Raw genomic sequence first — 22697 nt, 5'->3', positions numbered from 1 at the left:
TCGAATTATTTCTCCACTCTGTGACGTTTGTTCAAACGATTAGCTGTTTCTTTAGACATATAAGTCTCATCATGTTTTGCTAAAATACGCGTACCTACAAAAAAACCCTGTTTATCAAAATATCCTTCTACGATAACACCCTGACCTTCACGAAAAAGATCAGGTAAAGCACCATTGAAAATTACTTTTTCATGTTTTACGTTATCCGTTACGAAAAAAATAACACCCCTCTCTCCAACATATTCAATAGTCCCCTTTTCAACAAAACCACCTAAACGCAAAGAACGCCCCATTAAAATATCTTCTTTTGTAATTTGAGATGGCATTCGAAAAAAACTTACTGCATCACGTAGTGCATACATAATAAGACTTGTTGCAATTGCTATAATCAAACAACAAAATAAAACTATCAGCAATCGCTTTTTTTTTCGTTGCTTTAAAATGACTCTCAATGAAGGGGAGTTATGGAATGATTGACTGTTCATAAACTTTCTAAGAAAATTCTTTTATAAATACGGTATATCAATATTCATTATTCACATAGCCCTATCTTTTGAAGATCGCATGGTATATTCTGCTATATGGGCGCAACTTTTTATCAATATCTTTACACTCTAAGATATCCCCTCTAATTTCATACTCTAAACTGACTACAGTCACCTTTCTTAAGATTCTAGTCAGATGCATCACGTAACTGAACGATCATAGCTTCAATATGTGATCGTCCTGTAAAATCCTCAGGCATTGTATCAAGAAAATTTTGTAAAAACTGAACCGCCTGTACAGATTTTCCAGCCTGATGAAGCGTTTCCGCTAGTAATAAACGAGGATAAAAATCATTTGGCGCTAAATCTGCTGCTTTTTGGAAAGCATTTTGTGCTTCTTGTGTAATTATTCCGCCTTCATAACCAATCAATGCCAACCCATATCCCACAAGCCTTGGAGCCGATTCTCCATTTAAGCGAAGCGCCTCTAAATAAATGTTCACAGCATCCTGAAAATATCCCTCCTCGAGGTATCCTACTGCTAATGCATCTGCTAGCTTGCCATCATGAGGTAAACGCAAAAAAAGTACTTGTAGACGAACAAGGTGTTCACGTTTATTCAGTGTCTTCGGCTCTTTATCCATGAGTTCGCTAAAAAAATAACTTTTAACTTCTGGATTACCTGTAAAACCGTAAATGCCCAAAGTTATAAGAAGAACAAAAAAAATACTCAAAGCTATAAGAGTACGCCTTTTTTTATAATATGTGTAAGGCTTATCAAACCTAACCGAATACATACGGCTTCTTTCACTCTCAATGCCTTGAGCTCTCAATTCTTTTTTGGCCCCATAATTATATAGAGAAAGAAAAAGTATACTCGCCAGAAAAATGAGAAAAACTGCTGCCAAAACTAATAAGAACATATTATTTTGTTACCAATATAAAAATCAACAAGCGGAACTAATTTATTCTCCCCCTTTATTTATAAAAACACTGATGTAAAATGATAGAAAAACACTGTTTTATCTGTAATATGGTAAAATTCATCATCACTTTTTCCAACACGTATAAAGGCATAAAAATAAAACTTCACTTCTAAATTCTGATTACAAACAGATGTCACCCTTCAACATCCTGAAATAATTTTCTGTCTTGTGTATTACATGTAAAAATATTGCCGTTTTTATAAATTCTAATATATATGCTCTACAAAGATAAAACATTTTTACCTTCGTGGTAATAAAACTTTTGCATATAAACCTCCCAAATCAGAACGCGATAAGAAAAGGCTTCCGCCATATTCTTTAACCATATCAGAAACAATTGCTAACCCTAAACCTGTCCCCGGCTTACCTTCATCAAATCGACGACCTCTTTTAACAGCTTCATCAGTTTGTTCTTCTGTTAAACCAGAACCATCATCTTCTACAAGAAGGCTAAAGAATTTTGCTTCTTCAATATTTTTTTCTAAATAACAAGAGATTAGAACTTTGGTGCGAGACCACTGAGCAGCGTTTTCAATCAAATTACCCACAACTTCCTCTAAATCTTCCTTTTCACCAGAAAAAATAATATCATTGACATCCATAACAAAACGAAACCGTTTTTCAGGATTAAGCTTCTCCATAGCTCGCACCAAACGATCAACTACTTTGCGAACAGATGTGTGATAAATTACACTGTCGCACTGCGCAGCAATGCGAGCACGCTGTGTATAATGATTTATTTGGTCCTGCATTATTTTAGTCTGCTCTTTCAATAAAATTGCTTGTTCTCCGCACATTTTATCAGCCTCATTCATAACAACTGATAAAGGTGTCTTTAAGGAATGCGCAAGATTACCAACCTGAGTCCGAAACCGTTCAATAATACGCTGATTATTATGAATGAGAGCATTCATCTCTTGTACTAACGGCAAAACTTCGCTTACTAAATCCGTATTAACATAATTAACCCTACCTTCGCGAATATCATTCAATGCTTGTCGGATAAGCTTCAAAGGTTGAAAACTAAAGAGAATAATCGCAATGTTTATAAGAACACTGCCTATACCAAAACTCCAAAGAAAAATTTGCAAAATTTGTTTAAATTCTTGCACTTGTGCATGTGCTTCATCAATATTCCCAATGAGACGAAAACGCGCAATGTGATCCTGATTATCAAGAACAACATCACTTTCAATCACTTGTAACTTCTGATTATTGAACCCTTTTATTCGATAAGAACGAAAAAATTTATTGTCAAAAAGTATATCAGTATCACTGGGCGAAAATATTTTTCTGCTTCCCAATGATGGAGATGTCAGTCTTCCTTTTAGGTTAGGTGATACAGCAACAACTTCCCAATACCAACCTGATGTTGGATCTGAATAACGAATATCATTAATCCCCAAATTTCCTTTTAATTCCCCTTCAGGTGACACAGTCACTGTCGCAATAAGACTGTAAAGCTGAGCAGAAAGGATACGCTCTAGGCTTTGTTCACTTGAACGCTGATAAAATAAAATACTGACTGCAGAAATCGATGAAAGCGAAATAACAACCCATAATGTTGATAAGATCATAACGCGTAAACTGAGAGATCTACTGACGAGAAAAAACACACCCTTAAGCCAATCATTGTTCTTTAGAACACTCATTGATCACCTGGCATTCTTACTCGATAGCCCATTCCACGAATGGTCTCAATTAAATCCACCCCAAGTTTTTTACGCAAACGCCCTACAAAGACTTCAACTGTATTCGAATCTTTGTCAAAATCTTGATCATAAAGATGTTCGGTAAGTTCCGTTCTTGAAACTATTCTATCGCCATGGTGCATGAGATATGAAAGAAGTCTGAATTCATATGACGTCAATTTAATCAATTGACCATCAACAAAAACACGAGAAGTTTTCGTATCCAACAAAACTTTACCGCAACATAACGTGCTTGTTGCATGACCCGTAGATCGGCGAATTAACGCCCGCAACCGTGCCATCAATTCTTCTAAATGAAAAGGCTTCACAACATAATCATCAGCACCTGCATCAATGCCAAGCACCTTATCCGACCAACGATCTCGGGCTGTTAGCATTAAAACAGGCATAAGATGACCTTCTTTGCGCCATTTTTCAACAACACAAATTCCATCTAGACGCGGCAAACCAATATCAAGTATCACAGCATCATAAGACTCTGTACTGCCTAAAAAATAAGCATCTTCACCATTGAAAGCACTATCCGAAACATATCCTGCATTTCTTACAGCTTCTGCTAATTGACGATTGAGATTTCGGTCATCTTCAACAATTAAGATACGCATCAAAACATCTGCCAAAAACTAATCGGCGGGAACCGAAATTTCAACACGGCGCAGTTTTTTACCATCACGGGCAGGTACTACGACTACAACCAAACATATATCTCTTCCTTCCTGAACAACTGGTGTTGAACGTACTAAAACGGCCTTCTTTTGGGTCGCAAGTTCCTTTCCAACTTTAGCACACTCAGCCGCTCGAACAGAATTTGTACCTAGAAAAACTACTATCATTAGAAACAAAAAAACTTTTTTCATCATAGATATTTTATAATCTATTTTGGGTGAATATAGAATGAACAATGTCTTTTTTGTCTATCCAAAAATCACGCATGAGAAACACCCTCCATTCTGTATAACAGAATAATCACTCAATATTACCCTAAATTTGAATAACTTCAAAATAAAATCTGCTTCAAAGATTATACAATAATTAGAAGCAAAATTTTTTAAACAAGCCATAAAAGATGAAGATACAATCTACAGAAGCTAAAACAGTTATCTTAAAGTAAACTTTTTCCTCAATTAAGCTATTTCTTTGTCAAAAATATAGGAAAAAAGTATTTTTACTCCATATAACTATTACAGAGTTGTTTGTTTACATCACTTTGTCATAGGTTTCCTTTCAATGTTTGACTTTTTTAAAAAAAAGAAAGCACAACAAAATAGATCCTTTCATAGTCCTGCACTCATTGAACTAGACGCACTTTTCGACACAGTACTTTATCGCCTCCGCTCTGCTAATAGTTTCTTCTGGAAAAAGGCAAAAATCACCTCACAATGTTTTCATATCCAAGGATGGAAACGATTTATAATCGAAGTTCTTGATGAAACCCTCACATTAGGATTGATTGGTTTTACTCTTTTTACTATTGTTGGCGTTTCTGTTTTTGAATTAACCAAAAAAAATTGGTATTCTCCTAAAAATTTTTCCATTCTTTTTTTAGATCGATACGGGAATCCCATTGGTTATCGTGGTGCATTACCAGCTGTATCTGTCTCCATTGAAGAAATGCCTGATTATGTTATTAAAGCGGTTCTTGCCACAGAAGACCGTCGTTTTTTTGATCACTGGGGTATTGATTTGCAAGGACTGACGCGAGCAATTTCCCAAAATATGCAAGCTAAGAGTGTAGTTCAAGGTGGTTCAACCATTACACAACAACTGGCTAAAAATTTGTTCTTAACAAATGAGAGAACCATAACACGCAAAATCAAAGAAGCCTATCTTGCTCTTTGGCTAGAAGCTAATTTCAGCAAAAAACAAATTTTGCAACTTTATCTTGAACGTGCCTATATGGGAGGAAACAATTTCGGTATTGCAGCAGCTGCAAAATTTTATTTTGGGAAAAACATACGCAATATATCTCTTAGCGAATCCGCTATGTTAGCAGGACTCTTTAAGGCCCCAACCAAATATGCTCCTCATAGTCACCTTTTTGCCGCTCAAACACGTGCCAATGTGGTACTGGCTAATCTTGTTAATAGTGGTTTTATGACTGAGAGCCAAATTATCAACGCCCATCGTCATCCCGCCAAAGTACTTCCAAAAATAAAAAATACTCAACCTGATTATTTTCTTGATTGGGCATTCGACGAAGTCAAAAAAATGAGGGACCAACTTCCAAGCCATACTTTAATCGTTCAAACCACTCTCGATCCGAATATTCAAAAAGCAGCAGAGGAATCAATCGCGTATCATTTACAGCAATATGGTCAACAATATCGTGTCACACAAGCTGCCACCGTCATACTCGACAATAACGGCGCTGTATGTGCAATTGTTGGAGGAGTGGATTATAACAAAAGCCAATTTAATAGAGCAACACAAGGCGGCCGGCAACCTGGCTCTTCATTCAAACCTTATGTTTATGCCGCTGCAATGGAACATGGTCTGTCTCCCTCAACAATCGTCCTAGATGCTCCTATCAATTGGGGAGGCTGGTCACCGAAAAATAACTCAGGCCGTTATCTCGGTAAAATCGATTTAGCAACTGCTTTAGCTTTTTCCATTAATACAGTGCCTGTCTATCTTACCTATCAATATCTTAACCGCAGTACCCAATTTATCATAAATTTGATCAAAAATATGGGGATTCATGCACATATTTCATCACACAAAACCATGGTTTTAGGCACATCCAATATGACCCCTATGGATCAAGCAATCGGTTTTAATGTTTTTGCTAATGGAGGAATAGCTGGAAATCACCACGGTTTTACGCAAATCAGGACAACAGATGGACACTTGCTCTGGGACTTTAAGTATAACGGGAATAAACCACATCGAGTCCTCAGTAGTCAATCAGCAGCTTATATGAATCAAATGATGGTTGGTGTTACAACACGAGGATCCGGTAAACGTGCCACTCTCCCCATGACTCTTGTTGCCGGAAAAACTGGAACATCACAATCCTATCGTGATGCGTGGTTTGTTGGCTTTACTGGTAATTATACTGGAGCTGTGTGGATGGGCAATGATGATTTTTCACCGATGAATCGGGCTTTTGGTGGTGGTGTTCCTGCCATGATATGGCACAACATTATGCTCTCTGCACACCAAAATATCATGCTCAAACAACTCTATGGTGTTAAAGATTCTCTTCTTCCTTATCAACCACTGACACGTCCTTACAATAATGATTCTGAACTTGCCTCCCCCCCAATACCCTTACCCTATACGCTCTCCCCTGAAACATTGAATATTCTACGTCTGATTAACAACGATCTGAAAAAGCCATCTGTAATCTCTTTGAAAAGGGAAACTATCGAAGCTTCAAAACTTTAAATTTGAAATATCCTACTCATGTTTGTTAAGATCATTATTCTCTTTTTCATTTTTGCTTTTTCCATTTTATGTGGGACACTGAGTGTTGATTACGTCCTCAATTCCTTTAATCATTTTGGACGCTTCACAATTGGAGAATGGAATGCTTATCCTCAAGTAGGAACATCCAACACTGATCCATATACGCGCGCACGTGCTGCCAAACGAAGTGATATTTCAATTGGGCGCACTGAAGGACTTATTTTTCAAATTTGGAAAGATAACCACGGCCGTCTACTACAACCAAATTGCCATTATCTACTTAAAGGCCACATCCCTGAAACCCGCCTCTTTACACTTTATACAGCTGACAGATCACTCAAACCATACACTTCATCCAAGAAAATACCTTTCGAACTCTACACCAACAATATTATCTATGAAAGTGATGGCTCATTACGCATCAATATTTCACCAACACCGCAAATTGGTAATTGGCTTGCGACAGTTAGTCAAAGAGAATTCGGGCTTATTCTTACTCTATACGATACCCCAATTATCTCTGTAACGGCATTGCAAAAGCTTATCATGCCATCTGTAGAACAAATTCCATCAGGACAAATAAACTGTGATTAAATTCTTTCACGCCTCACTTCTTACAGTCATTGGCGCTATCATTGTCCATATTTGCGTTCTCTTTCTGATACCCTATTGGGCAAAAAATAATATATGGATAGAACTTAAAAAATCAGGAGCATCTTATCAATTTGTTAACTTGGATGCGCGTAATTCTATTCAGAAGACTACTGATCCATTCTTCCTTCTTAAAGTCTGCAGATTTGATCTCGAAAATGGCCCTGTTCATTTAAAGGCTATGAAAACAAATCAATTTTGGTCACTAGCAGCTTATACACAGAACGGAATTATTTTCTACAGCCTGAATGACCGAACAGCCCCTGATGCTACACTTGATCTCATCATTGGAAAGTCGATACAAATCCTAGAACTCAAACAGTCAAAGCTTAAAAATAACGCCAATTCAGTTTTGATCGCTAAAAACTTAAAGAAAGGTTTTGTGATCTTACGCATCTTTTCCCCTTCTTTACTTGCAAAGAAAGAAAGTGAAGCTTTCTTTTCATCTGCAACTTGTCGAATATTGAATAAATAAAATCATACTGCCTTACGACTGTACAACAAACTCACTCTTTATACAATTGAACGAAAGCATACTCAAATATCAAGTTTCAAATACAATCTGCTAAACATTAGAATTCGAATTGTAATCCTCATTCCAATTTTTTAGTATCTGAATTTTTTCTTTCGATAAAAATCACCCAAAATGATCTGTGCAATACTCTTTTGTTGAGACAATAATCTGCTATACAACTCCGTATAACAAATAAGCACGATAATAAACGTGAAATACAATGGAGCTCTTATTGCACTGAAAGCATATCATGTTCGATAGTAAAACCTATCTTCAACCAGAAGAAAACAATGAGAATAAAGTGTCAAAATTTTTTTTGGCAATTACACTTATCATAAAGCTTGTCATTTGAATTTATTTTCGCGTTGTTACAATCAGCTCTGATAAAGTTTAATCCATTACATTGATAAATCCATGGAGGAGATAAAAATTATCCACCCTCATTAGCAAGAAAGTTGATGGAGTATAGACCTTACTTGATTTTAAAAATAAGTGCTTTATTTTTTTATGTAACTAGTAGCTTTCTAAGATATGAAATCTAAGAGAAATTTTGCTTCTAGTCCGTAATTGGGGGGAAGAGAACTTCATGAAGAATACATATGTTCGGTTAGTCTCAAGGGCAGCAATATGGTCCCCCCGTTTTGGTGGATTGGCATTCCTGATTTTATTATTTTCAATCCTTTTACAACGCTTTGCCATGATTAACGTAACTGACTTTATGATTTTGATAATAATCTCTGTTTGCTGTGCTATTATTTCTCTTTTTCTTTCTGTAAAAGCACTTTATAGTTTGTGGGTATATGGTGCTCTAGGTGGAATGAAAGCTTTAAGAGGTATTATTTATTCATTGATAACTGCTACGCCATTGGTGTTTTTTTTCGGATTTTGGTTTGCTTTGCCAGCTCTTTATGATATTTCCACCGATACACAAAAACCACCAGCTTTTTTCCACACGATACGTCCCAGGGATGCGTTACCGCTTAAGAGTGTTTTAACTGAGCAAGCGGTTTTACAGATGTCGAAATGGCCGGAAATGTCGGGACGTCGTTATGACGGTTCACCTGATCATATTCGCGAGTCTGTTCTCAATGTTTTAGAAGCCTACAATTGGCCTGTTGTAGCTCAAAGAGCATTTAAAGGTGAAGAGAGTATGTTTTATATTGAAACAGTAGCAAAAACTTTTTATTTTGGATTTATTTCGGACATTGTCATTCGTTTAACTGATGAAGGGGATACAACTTTTGTTGATATGCGTTCTGCTTCACGTTATTTGCCAAGAGATTTAGGTACCAATGCTACTTTTATTATCGACTTTATGGATGCACTTGATACAGAAATTGCCTCACTCTCTCTTTCTAAAGATGATGAGTAGAAACTTAGAAGTATATTATATTATTTTTAATATAAATAAATACACTAATAAAAAATTATAAATCCATTACTATCAATACTATAAATTACAAAAATTATTAGCTACAATAAAGTAAAATAGAATATATAAAATCTTTTTTATTAACCTCTGTAGATATATTAAGATTTATATTTATTAAAATATTTCTACAATACCAGAGTAACTTTAAAGATATTTCTAAATATTTTATAAATTATCACCAACGCGTGTAGGTCTTATATCCAAAATCCACAAGAACTCCTGTTCCATCGCTGAATCCAATGCCAACTGTTTCGCCTATTTAGACATCCTACAATTTTATTGTAAACGATAGCACTATCATAAAAACAGAAATATTGTACGGGAAAAAAGAACATTTATCACCACCGTCTATGTTCATCTGGTTCAAATGCAAATACAGATTTCATTGAGAAAATTTTGTAAAGAAGAACTGTTTTTTCATCAAAAAATTTTTTATTCAGTACTCTCCTTATTCAACGAGACCAACATGAAACCCTCAATGAATGACACGTATCAAGCAGATATCGCACAACAAACCTTTCAAGCATAAATCGCAGCAGCTATTTTAATAGTATTGAAAATAAAGACATTATCTACTCAAACCAAGCACAACAAAATACTCCACCCCTAATTTATCCAAAACACTTAGAAAAGAAGAGAAAAAGTTTTATAAAGCATCAATCAGTGTTTTTAGCCAAAGTATAAAATCTGTTTTAGATCTAAAGCGCAACAACTTTCTCACTGTCGTTTCTTATTTTTTCCAAATAACGTCCTACTACTCCTCTTCCTCATGTTGTAAAAACTTGTACAAAGATGAGCTTACTTCCAACAGCAAACTCCTTATCAATCTATCATTTGCTTCCACTATTATTTTTAAAGAGAGTTTCACTCTCTCAATTTCAATATAAAGCTTTTCAATAATAACCTCCTTTATATAAAGAAACGTTTCTCAGCACATAAACTGAAATTTTTAAAGATCAAGAAAGGAAAACAATCATGGATTCCGGAAAAAGTTATGAATCTATTTCTGCACAAACGGTGGGAAAATCTATGATATTGGTTTAATTCTCATAGATTCTGGTACCCCAGGGAGAGTGGTGTTGTAACTGCTTACTATAACAGTCTTGATGTTAACGCACCTAGAATCACGATTGAATTATATGGAAATACAACTTAAAAGATCTGTAAACGGTCTTGCTGCATACGATAATGGTACGATTAAAATAATCAACGGTACTATTGATTCAAAATCATCAATAGCAGCGTAAAACAAAAATGCCTTTATTCAGTTAGATAATATAACCATTAATGCAGGATACATAGGTTTTAGTATACACTAAATAGTATAGGTATATGTCAGGGAGGAGCATCACTGCTGAAAACAATGGCGTTGAACTCTTTATCAATGGATCCTGCCAATACTCAATTAGAAAGTATTAAGCTGGAAAATGTAAAAATTAATGTCAGCAAATTCGGAAAAAATAACAATAATTATAATGCTATTTTAAAAAACGTAACTATTACGAGTGGAATTAAGCTATACGTTCATTTTCAGTTGATGATGCGTTAATAACGGCATCCAGTGGATTCTTGCAAGGATATGACATTGGGATATGGGCTATACAAAGATCTACTATCATTTTGGACGATAATGTTTACGTCATATCTAATGGTAACGCACTCTGTGCCTATAACGGAAAAATCGTAGATGACTGGAAGAACAATAGAGGGGAAAAAGGCTGCATTTGTTGTAACAGATGGCGGACAATTAATGTAACAGATATTTTTTCTACGAAAGCAAAGAGCAGTAGCATAAGATTGAGGCGCAAAAAAGATATCAGAAATCAATATTCAGAATCAGAGATTAGTTTGGCCAATACAAGGCTCTTCGTTGAAAATGGTATTGGTATTTTACAAATTCACAAATGGACACACTTAACCTCAAAAATTCATTAATTTATGTTGATACTTTATTAATTGGCCAAATTACAGAACCTGAGCGAAGTGAAAGAGAAACAAAACCACCTAGAGGTATTTTTAACCTGAACGCTGATTCCTATACCTTAAAAGGTAGAGCAAAAATTATAGATGATCCCACGATACTTTTGAATTTAAAAAACAACACAACATAGCTCTTAAAAACCAGTACAAAAAAAAACAGACAAAGCTTGATATCGAGAAGAGATCACGTTCTGATGTTTCTGTACTTAATCTCAATGATAGCACAATTACTTTTAATGAGTCACTGAAAAACTACTATCAAACACTGCATGTAGGATCTGGAAAACTCGATACCACAAAAGTCTATAATGCAACCGGTAATGTAAAGATTTATTTTAACATAGAATTGAGTGAAAAAAATCACTCAAAAAACCAATCGAGTTATCATTCATGGTAACGCATCAAACACAACAACCCTCTATTTCAAAAGCCAATTAGGAAATGACGGTGTACAAAAAAATACTTCTGCTCTTTTGAATACATGTGGTTTTTCACTTATTCAAGCTTCTGATAAAGCGAAGGAAAATTCCTTCAAATTAGCCAAGAACTATAACACAGTAAAGAGTTTGCCTTATAAATATACGCTGATGACCTATGGACCAACATCAAGCCATGAATCAATCAGCCAATATTAAACGAAACCTGTTTGATGAAAAGAATGAAAATTTCTGGGATTTCCCCTTGCAAAATGTATTTATTGACCCTGTCTCAATGATGAAAGCCTTCTTCCCACAAGTAGCAAGCTACGTCGTGATGCCCAATGCTCTCTTCTACGCTGGTTTCAGCGACATTGCTAAACAAAATGAAGTTTTAGCTGATATTTGCTATGCTGCTGTCCACGCAGGTGGTGCATTAGCTGAAATGGAAAGCCAAAATATTACATTTTGGACTTATGGAAACCTATGGGCAACTCTCCTTCACCCCAAAAGATATGGAGGATGCCGAAGAGTACACTCAACAAATGGACGCTCACAGTTGACAGAAGTCTACAACATAACAATGGTTTATATGTCGATATCCTGGAATTCTATGGTATGCTAAACGGAGATATTACCACTGCTTTCATCAAGAATACCGCAAAATTGAATGATACGAAAACATTCAGTGCTTCTGCCACCGTTGGTAAAGAATTTGCCACAGGCATAGCAGGAATAAAGTTTGAACCCCAGATACAACTTATTTATCAACAATTATCATTTGATACCCTTTCAGATGCTGCTAACCTAGGAATTGACATAAAAGATCCTCCCCAATGGATGGCACGAATTGGCAAACGTTTGAGAAAAATTATTTCCACTGAAAACAACCGTTCATTGTTTTTTTTTTCGGCTAATTTAATGACTGCTTCTTTTAAAAGGCGTGTTGTTTTATTAGGTACACTTTTTACCCGCCTTTATTTTGTAGGCAGACCTTCTTGCTCACGCATGAAAATCAAACGCATCGGCCGTGATGAGACACAAATTAAACAGATCAATAAAGCTATCGAAGTCTTTTTAAAAAAAATAGAGCAAGACATGAAGCAGATCTTGACACAAGCCACTTGAAGTTATGGAGATACTTTCTCCTCCCAGCATCCCCACCCCTTATCACAACTTTCAACATATGTATGATTCATAACACAAGTGAATTGTACCTAAAATCAAGGGGAACAGACATGGCGCATTGTCTACCTACCATCATCCAGCCAACCATTGCACGCGCTTTAAGAAAAGCTAAAAAGCAAGGATGCGAACTCATAGAAATCAAACCTACAGGGAAATTATTCATTCATCTCAATAAAACCATAGCATCAACAACAATAGGTCACGTTTATAGTATCAACGATTTTCCTCCACTGGAAAACGAACAAGAAGAATATAGTAGCAATCTACCCTGCCCCTCTGTTGATGGCATAAAATTTAGCTATGCCAAAGCCTCGTCTACCACATCTTATTCATAAACGTCATGGTAAAATTAATATGTACGTATTAATCATGGACCATGACTTCGAGTTGAAGAAACCTATGGAACGAAAGAATTTGTTGACAATCATATGCTTGCCATTAAATAAAATAATACAAACCAGACTTCCAGAAAACTCTTTCGATTGGTGTTTGCATCAATATTTACAAAGCATGCAATGGCATAATCAATCAAAAACCACGAAAAAGTTAAGTATAGAATTCTGAACAATGTTTCTAAACATATTGGTGATCGTACTTATAAAAACATAGAAAAACAACATATTCTTGATGCCGTAGCAAGAAAACATGCAACACCAGCAGCAGCAAAAAACTTCTTAACAGGCTTTAAGCGGTTGAGAATGCTCTTTTAAACAGAAATCCTGCTTTTAAAACTGCTAAAATCCTTTAACGCAAAACGCTTCACTCTATGGCTAGAAGAAGATATTATTGACAAATACTATCAATTATCCATAGAAAGCTCTCTCAACAATGGATTGAATATTTTGTTATACGCGCTTGCATCATAATGATGCGATTTATATCGACTGAAAAAACATCAAAGATACTATTATCCATCTCAAAACAGAAAAGAGCCAATTTAAAATGGATGTTTTTCTTCCTATTTTACCAGAACTTACAGAAACTCTTCAAATTGATCCTATTGGTGATAAAACATTTATTTGTGGTAGTAAAGAAGGTAAAAAAATTAACTAAAGAAAGCTTTGAAAACCTGTTTCGTAAAGGATATAATGCGGCAGATCTTAAAAAAAAGTCAACACATTGATCATAAAATTCAGCAACAACACGTGCAGCCAATGCTGGTGCTACAGTTTTACAAATGAAAATGCTTTTTGGTTGGACAGAAGATAAAATAGCTTCCTTTATACCAAAACAGCTGATGGAAAACGCCTAGGAATAGAAGCAATTAAGAAACTTCAAAAAAGCTAGAGTAACGGGGGCTGCAGCTAAAAAACAAACCAAAATACCATCAAAATTATTAACGAAATCAAAGTGACGTTTGAATAACATCAGACAGCAGAGAAGAAATAGGTAGTTGCACCTGTTGCATTGTTTGCCATAAATTATAAATTTTCTTGCATATCCAACAAAAATTTCGCTTTACTAAAATCGGCTAATTCTAATTTAACTGTAAGCTCGGTACTTATAGAAGCATGTTCGTTAACCACTCTTGAAGAAGTTTTTGTCATATAAAATGGTCAGCTCATTTTTGTATTGTTAGCCCCATTTCTTCCAAAAAAGCTACTTTTAGAACTTCTCCTGGATGTACCGGGTTATACATCATTTGTTTTTGTTTCTTTCATCAATGGTAATCTTAACAATCAACAAGCCCCATATCTGTTCCTATAAAGCGAAAAGTAACACGCCAATTGCTGTTGACCCATATAAATCCTGCATGTTCAATTCTAAGAGGGTACATTTTAAAGGCAAACGCTTTCCACATCTCAGGCGCAGTAGCACTTGTTAAAGCTGTTACGATAACACGTAATTTTTTTACATAATCTGATCAAATAGTTTTTCTAGAATCCATTGTATAAAATAATTTTAAGCCCTTATGTTTGAAACTCACAATTGCCATTACCACCCCCCTATCGTATATCATTCCTATACGGTCAATAAAGATAAGAATAAAGCACCATACTGACAATTCTGGTTTCACATCTGGATAAGCTGAGAATGAGCTATAAGTTCAGGATAGACAGAAATAAGTAAAAGAGTCAATAGAAATAAATCCCAGAACTTTTCCATAACTTATTATTATTATCAGGAACTGGCTGGGGTACCTGGATTCGAACCAGGGAATGCCGGTACCAAAAACCGGTGCCTTACCGCTTGGCTATACCCCAAAAAAAACACGCTCACAGCTGTTTTTGCACCTTATAGCGATTTCTGTGATTGTGCGCAATATCTGAAAATCAAAGCTCTTATTTTTTTATCATAGAGTTTTGCAATTTCATTAGTGACACGTTGATACAAAATTTGCAATAAAAACTTATTCTTATGTAGATTCCTAAAACAAGGGTCAATTATCTATCCGTTATTTTGCACTTTTTATGTTTTTATATTTTATCTGCTCATCCCCCTCCATCCATAACATCAAATTTAAATTTATATTTTACTGCCATATTTAAAGCCTATTGTTGACTATCCCTTATTATGGCCTCTTTTCTTGATGCATTCACACTTAAGCTCTTCAGATAAAATAAGGAGAATGTAAAAGTTTTGTGTGTTAATGATTTTTTGTCTTCTTGACCGTGCACTTGATTTTCACTTGTTCAGTGCATAAAAGCTTGCTCTTCCAGCATTCAAAGATTGTGCTGAAAATATAGGGCAAATGTAATGAGATCATCATGGCAAATCCTATTTTGGCCAATATGCGTACACTATCAGTCACAATTCGATTTCTGAAATCTTCTAAATCTGTACGAAATGAGTAATAGATCAAAAAATCTCTACCAACCTATTGAAAAATTTGACAAAAATTCTACCATATTTAACATCGAATAGGCTAAAAAAATCTTTGTAAAATTAAATAAAGATATTTTTGCAGAGTATTAAATGTTGAAGAAATATTTTAGCGAATATGTTCACTAACCGATAGCTGTTTAAGTGTCTTTTCATTCTGTACACTAACTTAAATTTGAAGATATTTGTGTTTTCTGTTAGACGGCGGGGTTTGTGCGTTCCTGCAGGAGTAGGACTAAATCAATCAATGGTACTTTGATTGATTAAGCAGATACAGCAAGAAAAAGCATCTTTATAAAGAAATGATCACGAAAACTAAATTGATACAAACACACTTCAACATTTGATTTTAGGTGCTGTAAATGGCAGACTAGGATTTTGAAGTGAGCTTAACAATTAGAATCGAGGAGATTTTTAAATGGCTTTTGAACTGGCACCTTTGCCTTATGATTATGACGCCCTTTCGCCTTATATGTCACGCGAAACACTTGAATATCATCATGATAAGCATCACCTCGCTTATCTGACCAATACTAACAATTTCGTGAAAAATTTAGGATTAGAAAACGAAAGCCTTGAAGATATTGTAAAAAAAAGCTTTGGCCAGAATATTGGTTTGTTTAATAATGCAGCCCAATACTACAATCATAATCATTTTTGGCATTGGATGAAAAAAGGGGGGGGTGGTCAAAACCTACCTGAAAAATTAGCAAAAGCTATCGAATCTGACTTGGGTGGTTATGATAAATTCCGTGCTGATTTTATCGCTACTGCTGTTGCCCAATTTGGTTCCGGATGGGCATGGATTGCTGTTAAAGATGGTAAACTTGAAATCATGAAAACGCCTAATGGCGAAAACCCTCTGGTCCATAATGCGCAACCTATTCTTGGTGTTGATGTGTGGGAACACTCCTATTACATTGACTATCGCAATGCGCGTCCAAAATATCTTGAAGCCTTTGTCGATCATTTAATTAATTGGGACTATGTTTTGAAACTTTATGAAGATTGTGAACTTTAAATTGTTTGCATGACTTTCTATGTTGTATTAAAGGCTCCATAATTCATGAGGCTGTGGAGCCTTTCAAAAAGAAAAAATACCAACTTAGCAGCAGTTTTTTTTCGCTATTTTTAAGATATATGCATAGATATATGCAATTTCTTCCAACTTTGAAAAACGCCCAGACGCGCCTGCGTGACCTGAATCCATATTAATGCGTAATAAAATCGCATTATCGTCTGTTTTTAAATCGCGCAGCTTTGCCACCCATTTTGTAGGCTCCCAATAGCTTACACGAGGATCAGTTAATCCTGCGATTGCAAGGATAGAGGGGTATTTTTGAGCTTTAACGTTATCGTAAGGTGAATAGGAGGCGATAAGATTATAATCCTCTTGCGATTCAAGAGGGTTTCCCCATTCAGGCCATTCTGGAGGTGTTAATGGTAGCGAATCATCTAACATGGTTGTTAAAACATCAACAAAAGGCACATTCGCTACAATCCCAGAAAAATCCTGTGGAGCTATATTTGCGATAGCGCCCATCAACATTCCTCCCGCCGAACCACCGTGGGCGATGAGTCGATCATGAGTAGTGAATTTATTATTTACAAGGTAGCGCCCACAGGTAATAAAATCTGTAAATGTATTGTATTTAAAACGGTGTTTCCCTTTCTCATACCATTCAACTCCCTTTTCTTTTCCTCCACGAATATGGGCAATAGCATAAACAAAACCTCTGTTAACCAAAGACAGTACAGTACTATTGAAACTTACAGGAATAGAGATTCCATAAGCACCATAACCGTAGAGCAGACAAGGAGCACTGCCATCAAGAGCAGTAGTTTTATGATAAAAAAGTGAAATAGGAATTTTCTCACCATCATCTGCAGTTGCCATAATGCGCCGTGTTACATACTCATCTTTGTTATGCCCTGAAGGAATTCTTTGTGTTTTTAGAAGTGTTCGTCTGCGACTTTTCATCTCATAGTCAAAAACTTGATCAGGTGTTGTCATAGATGAATAGATAAAGCGAATAGTTTGACTGTTATATTCTGCAGCACCTTGTAGACCTAGGGAATAAACTTCTTCTGTAACAGAAATGGAATGAATTTGCTTGGTGGTACGCTCCATTACTTTTATACGAGGAAGTCCCTCAAAGCGTTCAAGCCAAACAAGAAAATCTTGATAAGCATCATGGCATATGATCAAACATCCAAGTTGATGTGATACAAGTTCAGACCAATTTTCTGATTGTGGAGATGTGTATGGCGCTACCATAATTTTGAAATCTTTTGCGTTATCTAAATTGGTAAGAATATAAAAGACATCACCACCCTCTGTAAGAGAATATTCAATACCTTTTTGTCGCTTCCGTACACATTGCGGAACAGTGAGAGGTGTTTGAGCAGGGATCAGCCAAACTTCTGACGTTTCATGATCATGAATATTAATATAAATAACATCATTAAGTTTAGAACTGCTTACGTTTAAAAAGAATCCTGGATTGTCTTCACGAAAAATCAGCTTATCTTGCGATTGATCAGTGTTTAATCGGTGATAATAGAGCTCTGAAAGCCGATGATTTTCATCTATCTTCGTATAGAAAAAACCTTCAGATTTAGCATCCCATACAATCTGTCCGGATGTATCTGTAATTGTATCCGTATAATCAGACAATGTTTCCAAATTACGAATTTTAGCTGTGTAAAATTCTGATCCCTTGTCATCATAGGTCCATACAACATGTTTATGATCAGGAGATTCTTGAACTGAACCAAAACTGAAATATTCTTTCCCTTCGGCCAAAGCATCGCCATTAAGATAAACGTTTTTTTCCTGCCCACTCCTTGATGTACGAAAATAATGGGGATATTGACCTCCGGTAACGTAAGAGAATCCGTACGCAAAAGCTCCACGTTTTATAGGAACAGAACTGTCATTTTCAGGGATGCGGCTTTTCATTTCGGCAAAAAGTAAATCTTGTAATAGCTTGGTATCAGCCATTTGAGCAGCTTGATAGGCATTTTCTTTTTCAAGATGATGCCTAATATTTTTATCAAGACAGCTAGGATCTTTTAAAACGTCTTGCCAATTAGATGCGCGTAGCCAATGATAAGGATCATCGCGACAAATACCGTGATACACGTCTTTATAAATGATTTTGGATGCTTTGGGTGGAAGTACAGAAGAACGAGTCATATACGATCCTATATAAAAATATATTTATGGTTTCGTTTATATGCTAGAATCATATTATTTTTGCAAATGGGAAAATTTGTGCGTTCCACATACGTGCAGAAATATGACTGCAATAATTTCCACAATTACTCGCTATACTTCTGTTTATTATATGTCATAAGTATTGTCCCTATAAAGATCAGGTCGTTTTAATCGACATGCTAGAAGATTACACTCTTTGGCAGCATGGTTGGAATTTTCTTCAAATAGTAGAAATAATTTCTGGATATACACAATAAATTTTTTTTAGAATGTATAGTCTGAAAAGGAAAAAATCCTTCAATACCATACTGATGTGTTTATATATTATCCTATGATGTTCTGCAGCTCTTAATATATATTTGATTTTTTCATCCTATTCACCACATTTTTTGAATTTTAAAAATTGTTTAAGCCACTTTTTATGTTCAGAAAAGATCATTTTATGATAACAAAAAATGAAATTTGTAAAATTTAAAAATGATAATATTAATATTATAAATATATAAAATGAAATATTTATTTTATATTTATGTTTTAAATTTAATATTTTTATTAAAAATTTCTCTAAAAAATAAATAAATTCATTCTATATTATTTTTATATTTATGATATACTTTAACATTGTGAATGAATTTTTATAAAAAAAACTATATTCTAACAGGAAAGAAGCCCTTTCTTTTCATCATATATTATGACAAAAAATAGGTATTTATTTGATTTTTTTGTGTTTCGGCGATTTTATAGAATAATTGAATTGACAAAAAAGATTTTTGTACAATATGAAACCTACGTGCATGGGATCTCTGTATTATGAGTATGAGTACCAATGATATCTCGATTTTAAATTAAAGGAAAAAAGAATGGAACATCGTCCAGTCTTAGAGACTGAAAGCAATTTAGTTATTACATTAGTTGCTGATATTGTTGCTGCTTACGTGAGTAATAATTCGATCCGACCGACTGAAGTGCCAAGTTTGATTGCTGATGTTCATGCCGCTTTTCGTAAAGCAGGGAACGCAGATTTAACAGAAGTTGAAGTTGAAAAGCAAAGGCCTGCTGTTAACCCAAAACGTTCGATCTTTCCTGATTATCTCATTTGCCTTGAAGACGGAAAGAAGTTTAAATCCCTGAAACGTCATCTTATGACCCATTATGGGATGTTGCCAGAAGAATATCGTGAAAAGTGGCAATTGGACAGTTCTTACCCTATGGTTGCACCTAATTATGCAAAAGCACGCTCAGCTCTGGCGAAGGAAATGGGACTTGGACGCAAAAGCAAACGGAAGAAAACAAAATAATTGCATTTTTCAAAAGAGTTCTATCTCTAGTCTATGAAAATGTTTTTTAGGAAGTGCATTTTCTGTGAGAGTTCTGTGTAGTTGTTGCTACGGGAGGTTGGTTCTATATGTAACTCTCGTTACGGATTTTTTCAATCATCGATTTAAGGCCATTCGATCGTTGTGGTGTGAGATTTTCGTTTAAACCAAGTGTTTCAAAGAGCCCTTCGGCATCGGCATTGCGAATCTCGGAGGCTTTTTTTCCTGAATAGAAGGCAAGAAGAATATAGATAAGTCCACGCACAATGTGAGCATCGGAATCACCTTGAAAGGTTAGTATTGGATTTTCTGAATTATCACGTGAAGATAAAAGCCATACTTGGCTTACACAACCATGAACTTTGTTCGCATCATTTCTAGCGTTTTTTGGAAAATCCGGTAATTCATGGCCCAGTTCAATTACATAACGATAACGATCTTCCCAATTATCCAGAAGAGAAAAATTTTCTATAATATCATTGATCGTTTCTGCCATAACCTCAGTCCTGTTTTGTTTTTTATGATCATGTGATACATTTGGTTGACAGAATAAGCGCTTATTCTTCTTAGCATAAAACCAATAGTGAGCATTAAAAACTTTTATTTCAAGGAAGTGTTGAATGCTTCTTTTTTTGTGAAGACTTTTCATCCACATTGGGGGAAATGTTTTCAAATTGAGCTATATTCTTATCACTTAATATATTTCCAAGATATTCATAAGCTGCTTTTGCACCATAACTTGCACGCTCGCTAAGTGAACTTAAAAAGAATTTTCCGATTTTGCAGGTTTCTATATTACGGTCACAGAATTTTCCTAAATCACTGAGAGTTTCTTTAAAAGCCGTCATTACATCGCTCGTTTTTGTCTCAAACTCTTTCTGAGTAAAAGAATGGTTATTGCTCGGCTTTGCTGCAAAAAATGAAATGATGATAAAAACAAAAAACAAAAAAAATGATAATTTGATTAAAAAACGTATCATGTGCAGCTAATGTACCACATTATTCAAATAAAACAAAATTAATAGTTTATGCTCTTTCTCGTTAATAAAAAATTTATAAAATAGGCGTTTTATAAAATCGAGCGCTTGTTTACTAGATTGTGTCATTAACTAAAAATATAGTATATGATTGTGCAAAAATGGGATATATTTTTTCTTTAATAACTTAACATTAAATTTATATAGTCAAATTGGAGCCCATTGGAGATAAAAAGGCTCGCACTCTTATCAGACTATAATGAGGATGAATAGAATGTTAGGAGTATGGATTTATATCGAAGCATGATAGCCCCATGCTGATCACACCATTAACAGAGCTGCCATCAGCTTGCCAGCATTATAGGATGTCTTAACTTAATTGTAAATGCTATCAAATATATGCACAAAAAAGGTATAATAAGATAATATATAAACTGTTGTTTAGATGATCATGAAGAATTGATTATAGGTGATAATAAAATTGAGAAAAGTGGATAAAGGCTTTTGTTTATTTATAAATAACACTTTTGATAGGAAGATTTTATTTATTCAATTTGAAAAGATAGAGAACAGTAACATAAATGTCTCTCCTGCTCACTTAAAGTGAGAATAATTTGATTTTTTCTGTGTAAAAAACAGTCATAATTGGAAATAAAAATTAAAATATGATAAAAAAAAGAAAGATAAGAAAGAAAAAAGTTAAAAAAAATCGCATACAACGTAGTATTATTATAACATTTTTTCTCATAAAAATTCGTTTTATTATTTTTGTTATAAAAAAAATTTATTTTTATAAACAAAAAAATACTTTGTTGTTTGTTGGTTTTATTATTTTTATTATTAGTTTTGGATTTTTTTCATTTAATGCTTTATTTTCACAAATGAAAATACATCAAAATGTTTTTACTCCAATGAAATTCACATCCGTTCCAAATATAGAAAAAAATTCTACTTTGTTCTTAAAAGAAGAAAAATTTCAAGAAAATCCATATGTTACTTCTATACTACCTCCGAATTACTTAAACAAAAACTCATCTTCACATTCTGCGTCACAAAGCACACTAGAAATGCAAAAAAAGCTAGCAAAACTAGGACTTTATGATGGTTCTTTAGATGGACTAGAGGGACCTAAAACGCGTCGTGCCATAGCACTATGGAAACAACAAACTGCTGAGGAAATGCAAAATCGTGTTTTACAAAAACCCTTAACAGATGAAATTGCGGTATTAATTAAGCAAAGCGAAATGGAAATGACAAATGAGATAACAAAAACAAAAGATCTGCCTCTCTCAACAGAAACTGTTTCAAAGCCTACTATCGCAGATATTGTACAAGTGCAAAAAGCCTTACGTATTTTTGGTAATCAGGAGGTTATTGTTACAGGTGTAGAAGATCAAAAGACAGTAGAAGCCTTAAAACAGTTTCAAAAAATGTTTGATCTTCCCATAACTGGTAAAATCAATCACACAGTTTTGATGAAAATGCATGAAATAGGTTTGTTAAATTGAAGATAATTACCTATCTTATTAAAGTAAACTCTGAAAACATGTTGTGCCTTATAGTTTTTCTCATAAACTTATCAAAGACAG

At 34.7% G+C, this 22697-nt stretch carries 19 protein-coding genes, 1 tRNA gene and 2 pseudogenes; 12 read left to right on the top strand and 10 right to left on the bottom strand.

The window, feature by feature from the left end; genetic code table 11:
* Positions 1-5: 5 nt before the first annotated feature.
* The 5 genes from ccmE to O9A_RS03360 form a co-directional block, all read right to left on the bottom strand.
* The gene (ccmE, locus tag O9A_RS03380; RefSeq protein WP_034458782.1) at positions 6-485 is read right to left on the bottom strand and encodes a cytochrome c maturation protein CcmE; all 480 of its coding nucleotides are present in this window, start codon (positions 483-485) and stop codon (positions 6-8) included.
* A 188-nt stretch (positions 486-673) separates the two neighbouring features.
* Complete coding sequence (locus tag O9A_RS03375; protein ID WP_034458780.1) at positions 674-1408, bottom strand: tetratricopeptide repeat protein; 735 nt, start codon at positions 1406-1408, stop codon at positions 674-676.
* Positions 1409-1710: 302 nt separating this feature from the next.
* Complete coding sequence (locus tag O9A_RS03370) at positions 1711-3123, bottom strand: ATP-binding protein (RefSeq protein ID WP_034458777.1); 1413 nt, start codon at positions 3121-3123, stop codon at positions 1711-1713.
* On the bottom strand, positions 3120-3788 hold the full coding sequence (locus O9A_RS03365) for a response regulator transcription factor (RefSeq protein ID WP_034458775.1): 669 nt from the start codon (positions 3786-3788) through the stop codon (positions 3120-3122). The genes O9A_RS03370 and O9A_RS03365 overlap by 4 nt, the downstream gene beginning before the upstream one ends.
* Before the next feature lie 18 nt (positions 3789-3806).
* Positions 3807-4043 carry a hypothetical protein gene (locus O9A_RS03360; protein WP_034458773.1) on the bottom strand — a complete coding sequence of 79 codons (237 nt, stop codon included), beginning with the start codon at positions 4041-4043 and terminating at the stop codon, positions 3807-3809.
* A 367-nt stretch (positions 4044-4410) separates the two neighbouring features.
* On the opposite strand from O9A_RS03360, the gene O9A_RS03355 reads away from it, so the two are divergent.
* From O9A_RS03355 to O9A_RS08660, 9 genes and pseudogenes are all read left to right on the top strand, one after another.
* Positions 4411-6570: a transglycosylase domain-containing protein gene (locus O9A_RS03355; RefSeq protein WP_051665571.1), complete on the top strand. Its 2160-nt coding sequence runs from the start codon at positions 4411-4413 to the stop codon at positions 6568-6570.
* Between the two features lie 18 nt (positions 6571-6588).
* The gene (locus tag O9A_RS03350; protein ID WP_034458772.1) at positions 6589-7185 is read left to right on the top strand and encodes a DUF1214 domain-containing protein; all 597 of its coding nucleotides are present in this window, start codon (positions 6589-6591) and stop codon (positions 7183-7185) included.
* Complete coding sequence (locus O9A_RS03345) at positions 7178-7717, top strand: DUF1254 domain-containing protein (protein ID WP_034458769.1); 540 nt, start codon at positions 7178-7180, stop codon at positions 7715-7717. Before O9A_RS03350 ends, O9A_RS03345 begins: the two co-directional genes overlap by 8 nt.
* Positions 7718-8342: 625 nt before the next feature.
* Positions 8343-9128, top strand: coding sequence for a DUF1499 domain-containing protein (locus tag O9A_RS03340; RefSeq protein WP_034458767.1), 786 nt, complete (start codon positions 8343-8345; stop codon positions 9126-9128).
* A 2390-nt stretch (positions 9129-11518) separates the two neighbouring features.
* On the top strand, positions 11519-11803 hold the full coding sequence (locus O9A_RS07410; RefSeq protein WP_051665567.1) for a hypothetical protein: 285 nt from the start codon (positions 11519-11521) through the stop codon (positions 11801-11803).
* A gap of 46 nt (positions 11804-11849) precedes the next feature.
* The gene (locus O9A_RS08115) at positions 11850-12209 is read left to right on the top strand and encodes a hypothetical protein (protein ID WP_195890916.1); all 360 of its coding nucleotides are present in this window, start codon (positions 11850-11852) and stop codon (positions 12207-12209) included.
* Positions 12107-12712, top strand: coding sequence for an autotransporter domain-containing protein (locus O9A_RS07400; protein WP_195890915.1), 606 nt, complete (start codon positions 12107-12109; stop codon positions 12710-12712). Before O9A_RS08115 ends, O9A_RS07400 begins: the two co-directional genes overlap by 103 nt.
* A 110-nt stretch (positions 12713-12822) precedes the next feature.
* A complete protein-coding gene (locus O9A_RS03325) occupies positions 12823-13107 on the top strand; it encodes a hypothetical protein (protein WP_051665561.1) in 285 nt (94 codons plus the stop codon).
* Positions 13073-14059 (top strand): annotated as a pseudogene (locus O9A_RS08660) (tyrosine-type recombinase/integrase). The gene O9A_RS03325 and the pseudogene O9A_RS08660 overlap by 35 nt, the downstream one beginning before the upstream one ends.
* A 58-nt stretch (positions 14060-14117) precedes the next feature.
* Here O9A_RS08660 and O9A_RS08600 read toward each other — a convergent pair.
* Both O9A_RS08600 and O9A_RS03310 read right to left on the bottom strand, forming a co-directional pair.
* Positions 14118-14414, bottom strand: a pseudogene (locus O9A_RS08600) (HigA family addiction module antitoxin).
* A 487-nt stretch (positions 14415-14901) separates the two neighbouring features.
* Positions 14902-14976, bottom strand: a tRNA-Gln gene (locus tag O9A_RS03310).
* Between the two features lie 1037 nt (positions 14977-16013).
* Between O9A_RS03310 and O9A_RS03305 the strand changes: the two genes are divergently transcribed.
* On the top strand, positions 16014-16616 hold the full coding sequence (locus O9A_RS03305) for a superoxide dismutase (RefSeq protein WP_034458763.1): 603 nt from the start codon (positions 16014-16016) through the stop codon (positions 16614-16616).
* An 84-nt stretch (positions 16617-16700) separates the two neighbouring features.
* Here O9A_RS03305 and O9A_RS03300 read toward each other — a convergent pair whose 3' ends face one another.
* The gene (locus O9A_RS03300; protein ID WP_034458761.1) at positions 16701-18794 is read right to left on the bottom strand and encodes a S9 family peptidase; all 2094 of its coding nucleotides are present in this window, start codon (positions 18792-18794) and stop codon (positions 16701-16703) included.
* An 881-nt stretch (positions 18795-19675) separates the two neighbouring features.
* Between O9A_RS03300 and O9A_RS03295 the strand changes: the two genes are divergently transcribed.
* Positions 19676-20113, top strand: a complete 438-nt coding sequence (locus O9A_RS03295) for a Ros/MucR family transcriptional regulator (RefSeq protein WP_011180394.1) — start codon at positions 19676-19678, stop codon at positions 20111-20113.
* 103 nt (positions 20114-20216) lie between these two features.
* On the opposite strand, the gene O9A_RS03290 is transcribed toward O9A_RS03295, so the two are convergent.
* Together O9A_RS03290 and O9A_RS03285 are read right to left on the bottom strand one after the other, a co-directional pair.
* Complete coding sequence (locus O9A_RS03290) at positions 20217-20627, bottom strand: SufE family protein (RefSeq protein ID WP_034458759.1); 411 nt, start codon at positions 20625-20627, stop codon at positions 20217-20219.
* 109 nt (positions 20628-20736) lie between these two features.
* Positions 20737-21111 (bottom strand): DUF5330 domain-containing protein, encoded by a 375-nt coding sequence (locus tag O9A_RS03285; RefSeq protein WP_034458757.1) that lies wholly within the window; start codon positions 21109-21111, stop codon positions 20737-20739.
* A 662-nt stretch (positions 21112-21773) separates the two neighbouring features.
* Here O9A_RS03285 and O9A_RS03280 point away from each other — a divergent pair.
* A complete protein-coding gene (locus O9A_RS03280) occupies positions 21774-22616 on the top strand; it encodes a peptidoglycan-binding domain-containing protein (RefSeq protein ID WP_034458755.1) in 843 nt (280 codons plus the stop codon).
* The last annotated feature ends 81 nt before the right edge of the window (positions 22617-22697 follow it).

It is taken from the genome of Bartonella koehlerae C-29, assembly GCF_000706625.1.
Classification (GTDB): Bacteria; Pseudomonadota; Alphaproteobacteria; order Rhizobiales; family Rhizobiaceae; genus Bartonella; species Bartonella koehlerae.
Note: the sequence above shows the minus strand (reverse complement) of the source record. Positions and strands in the feature narration are given on the sequence as shown.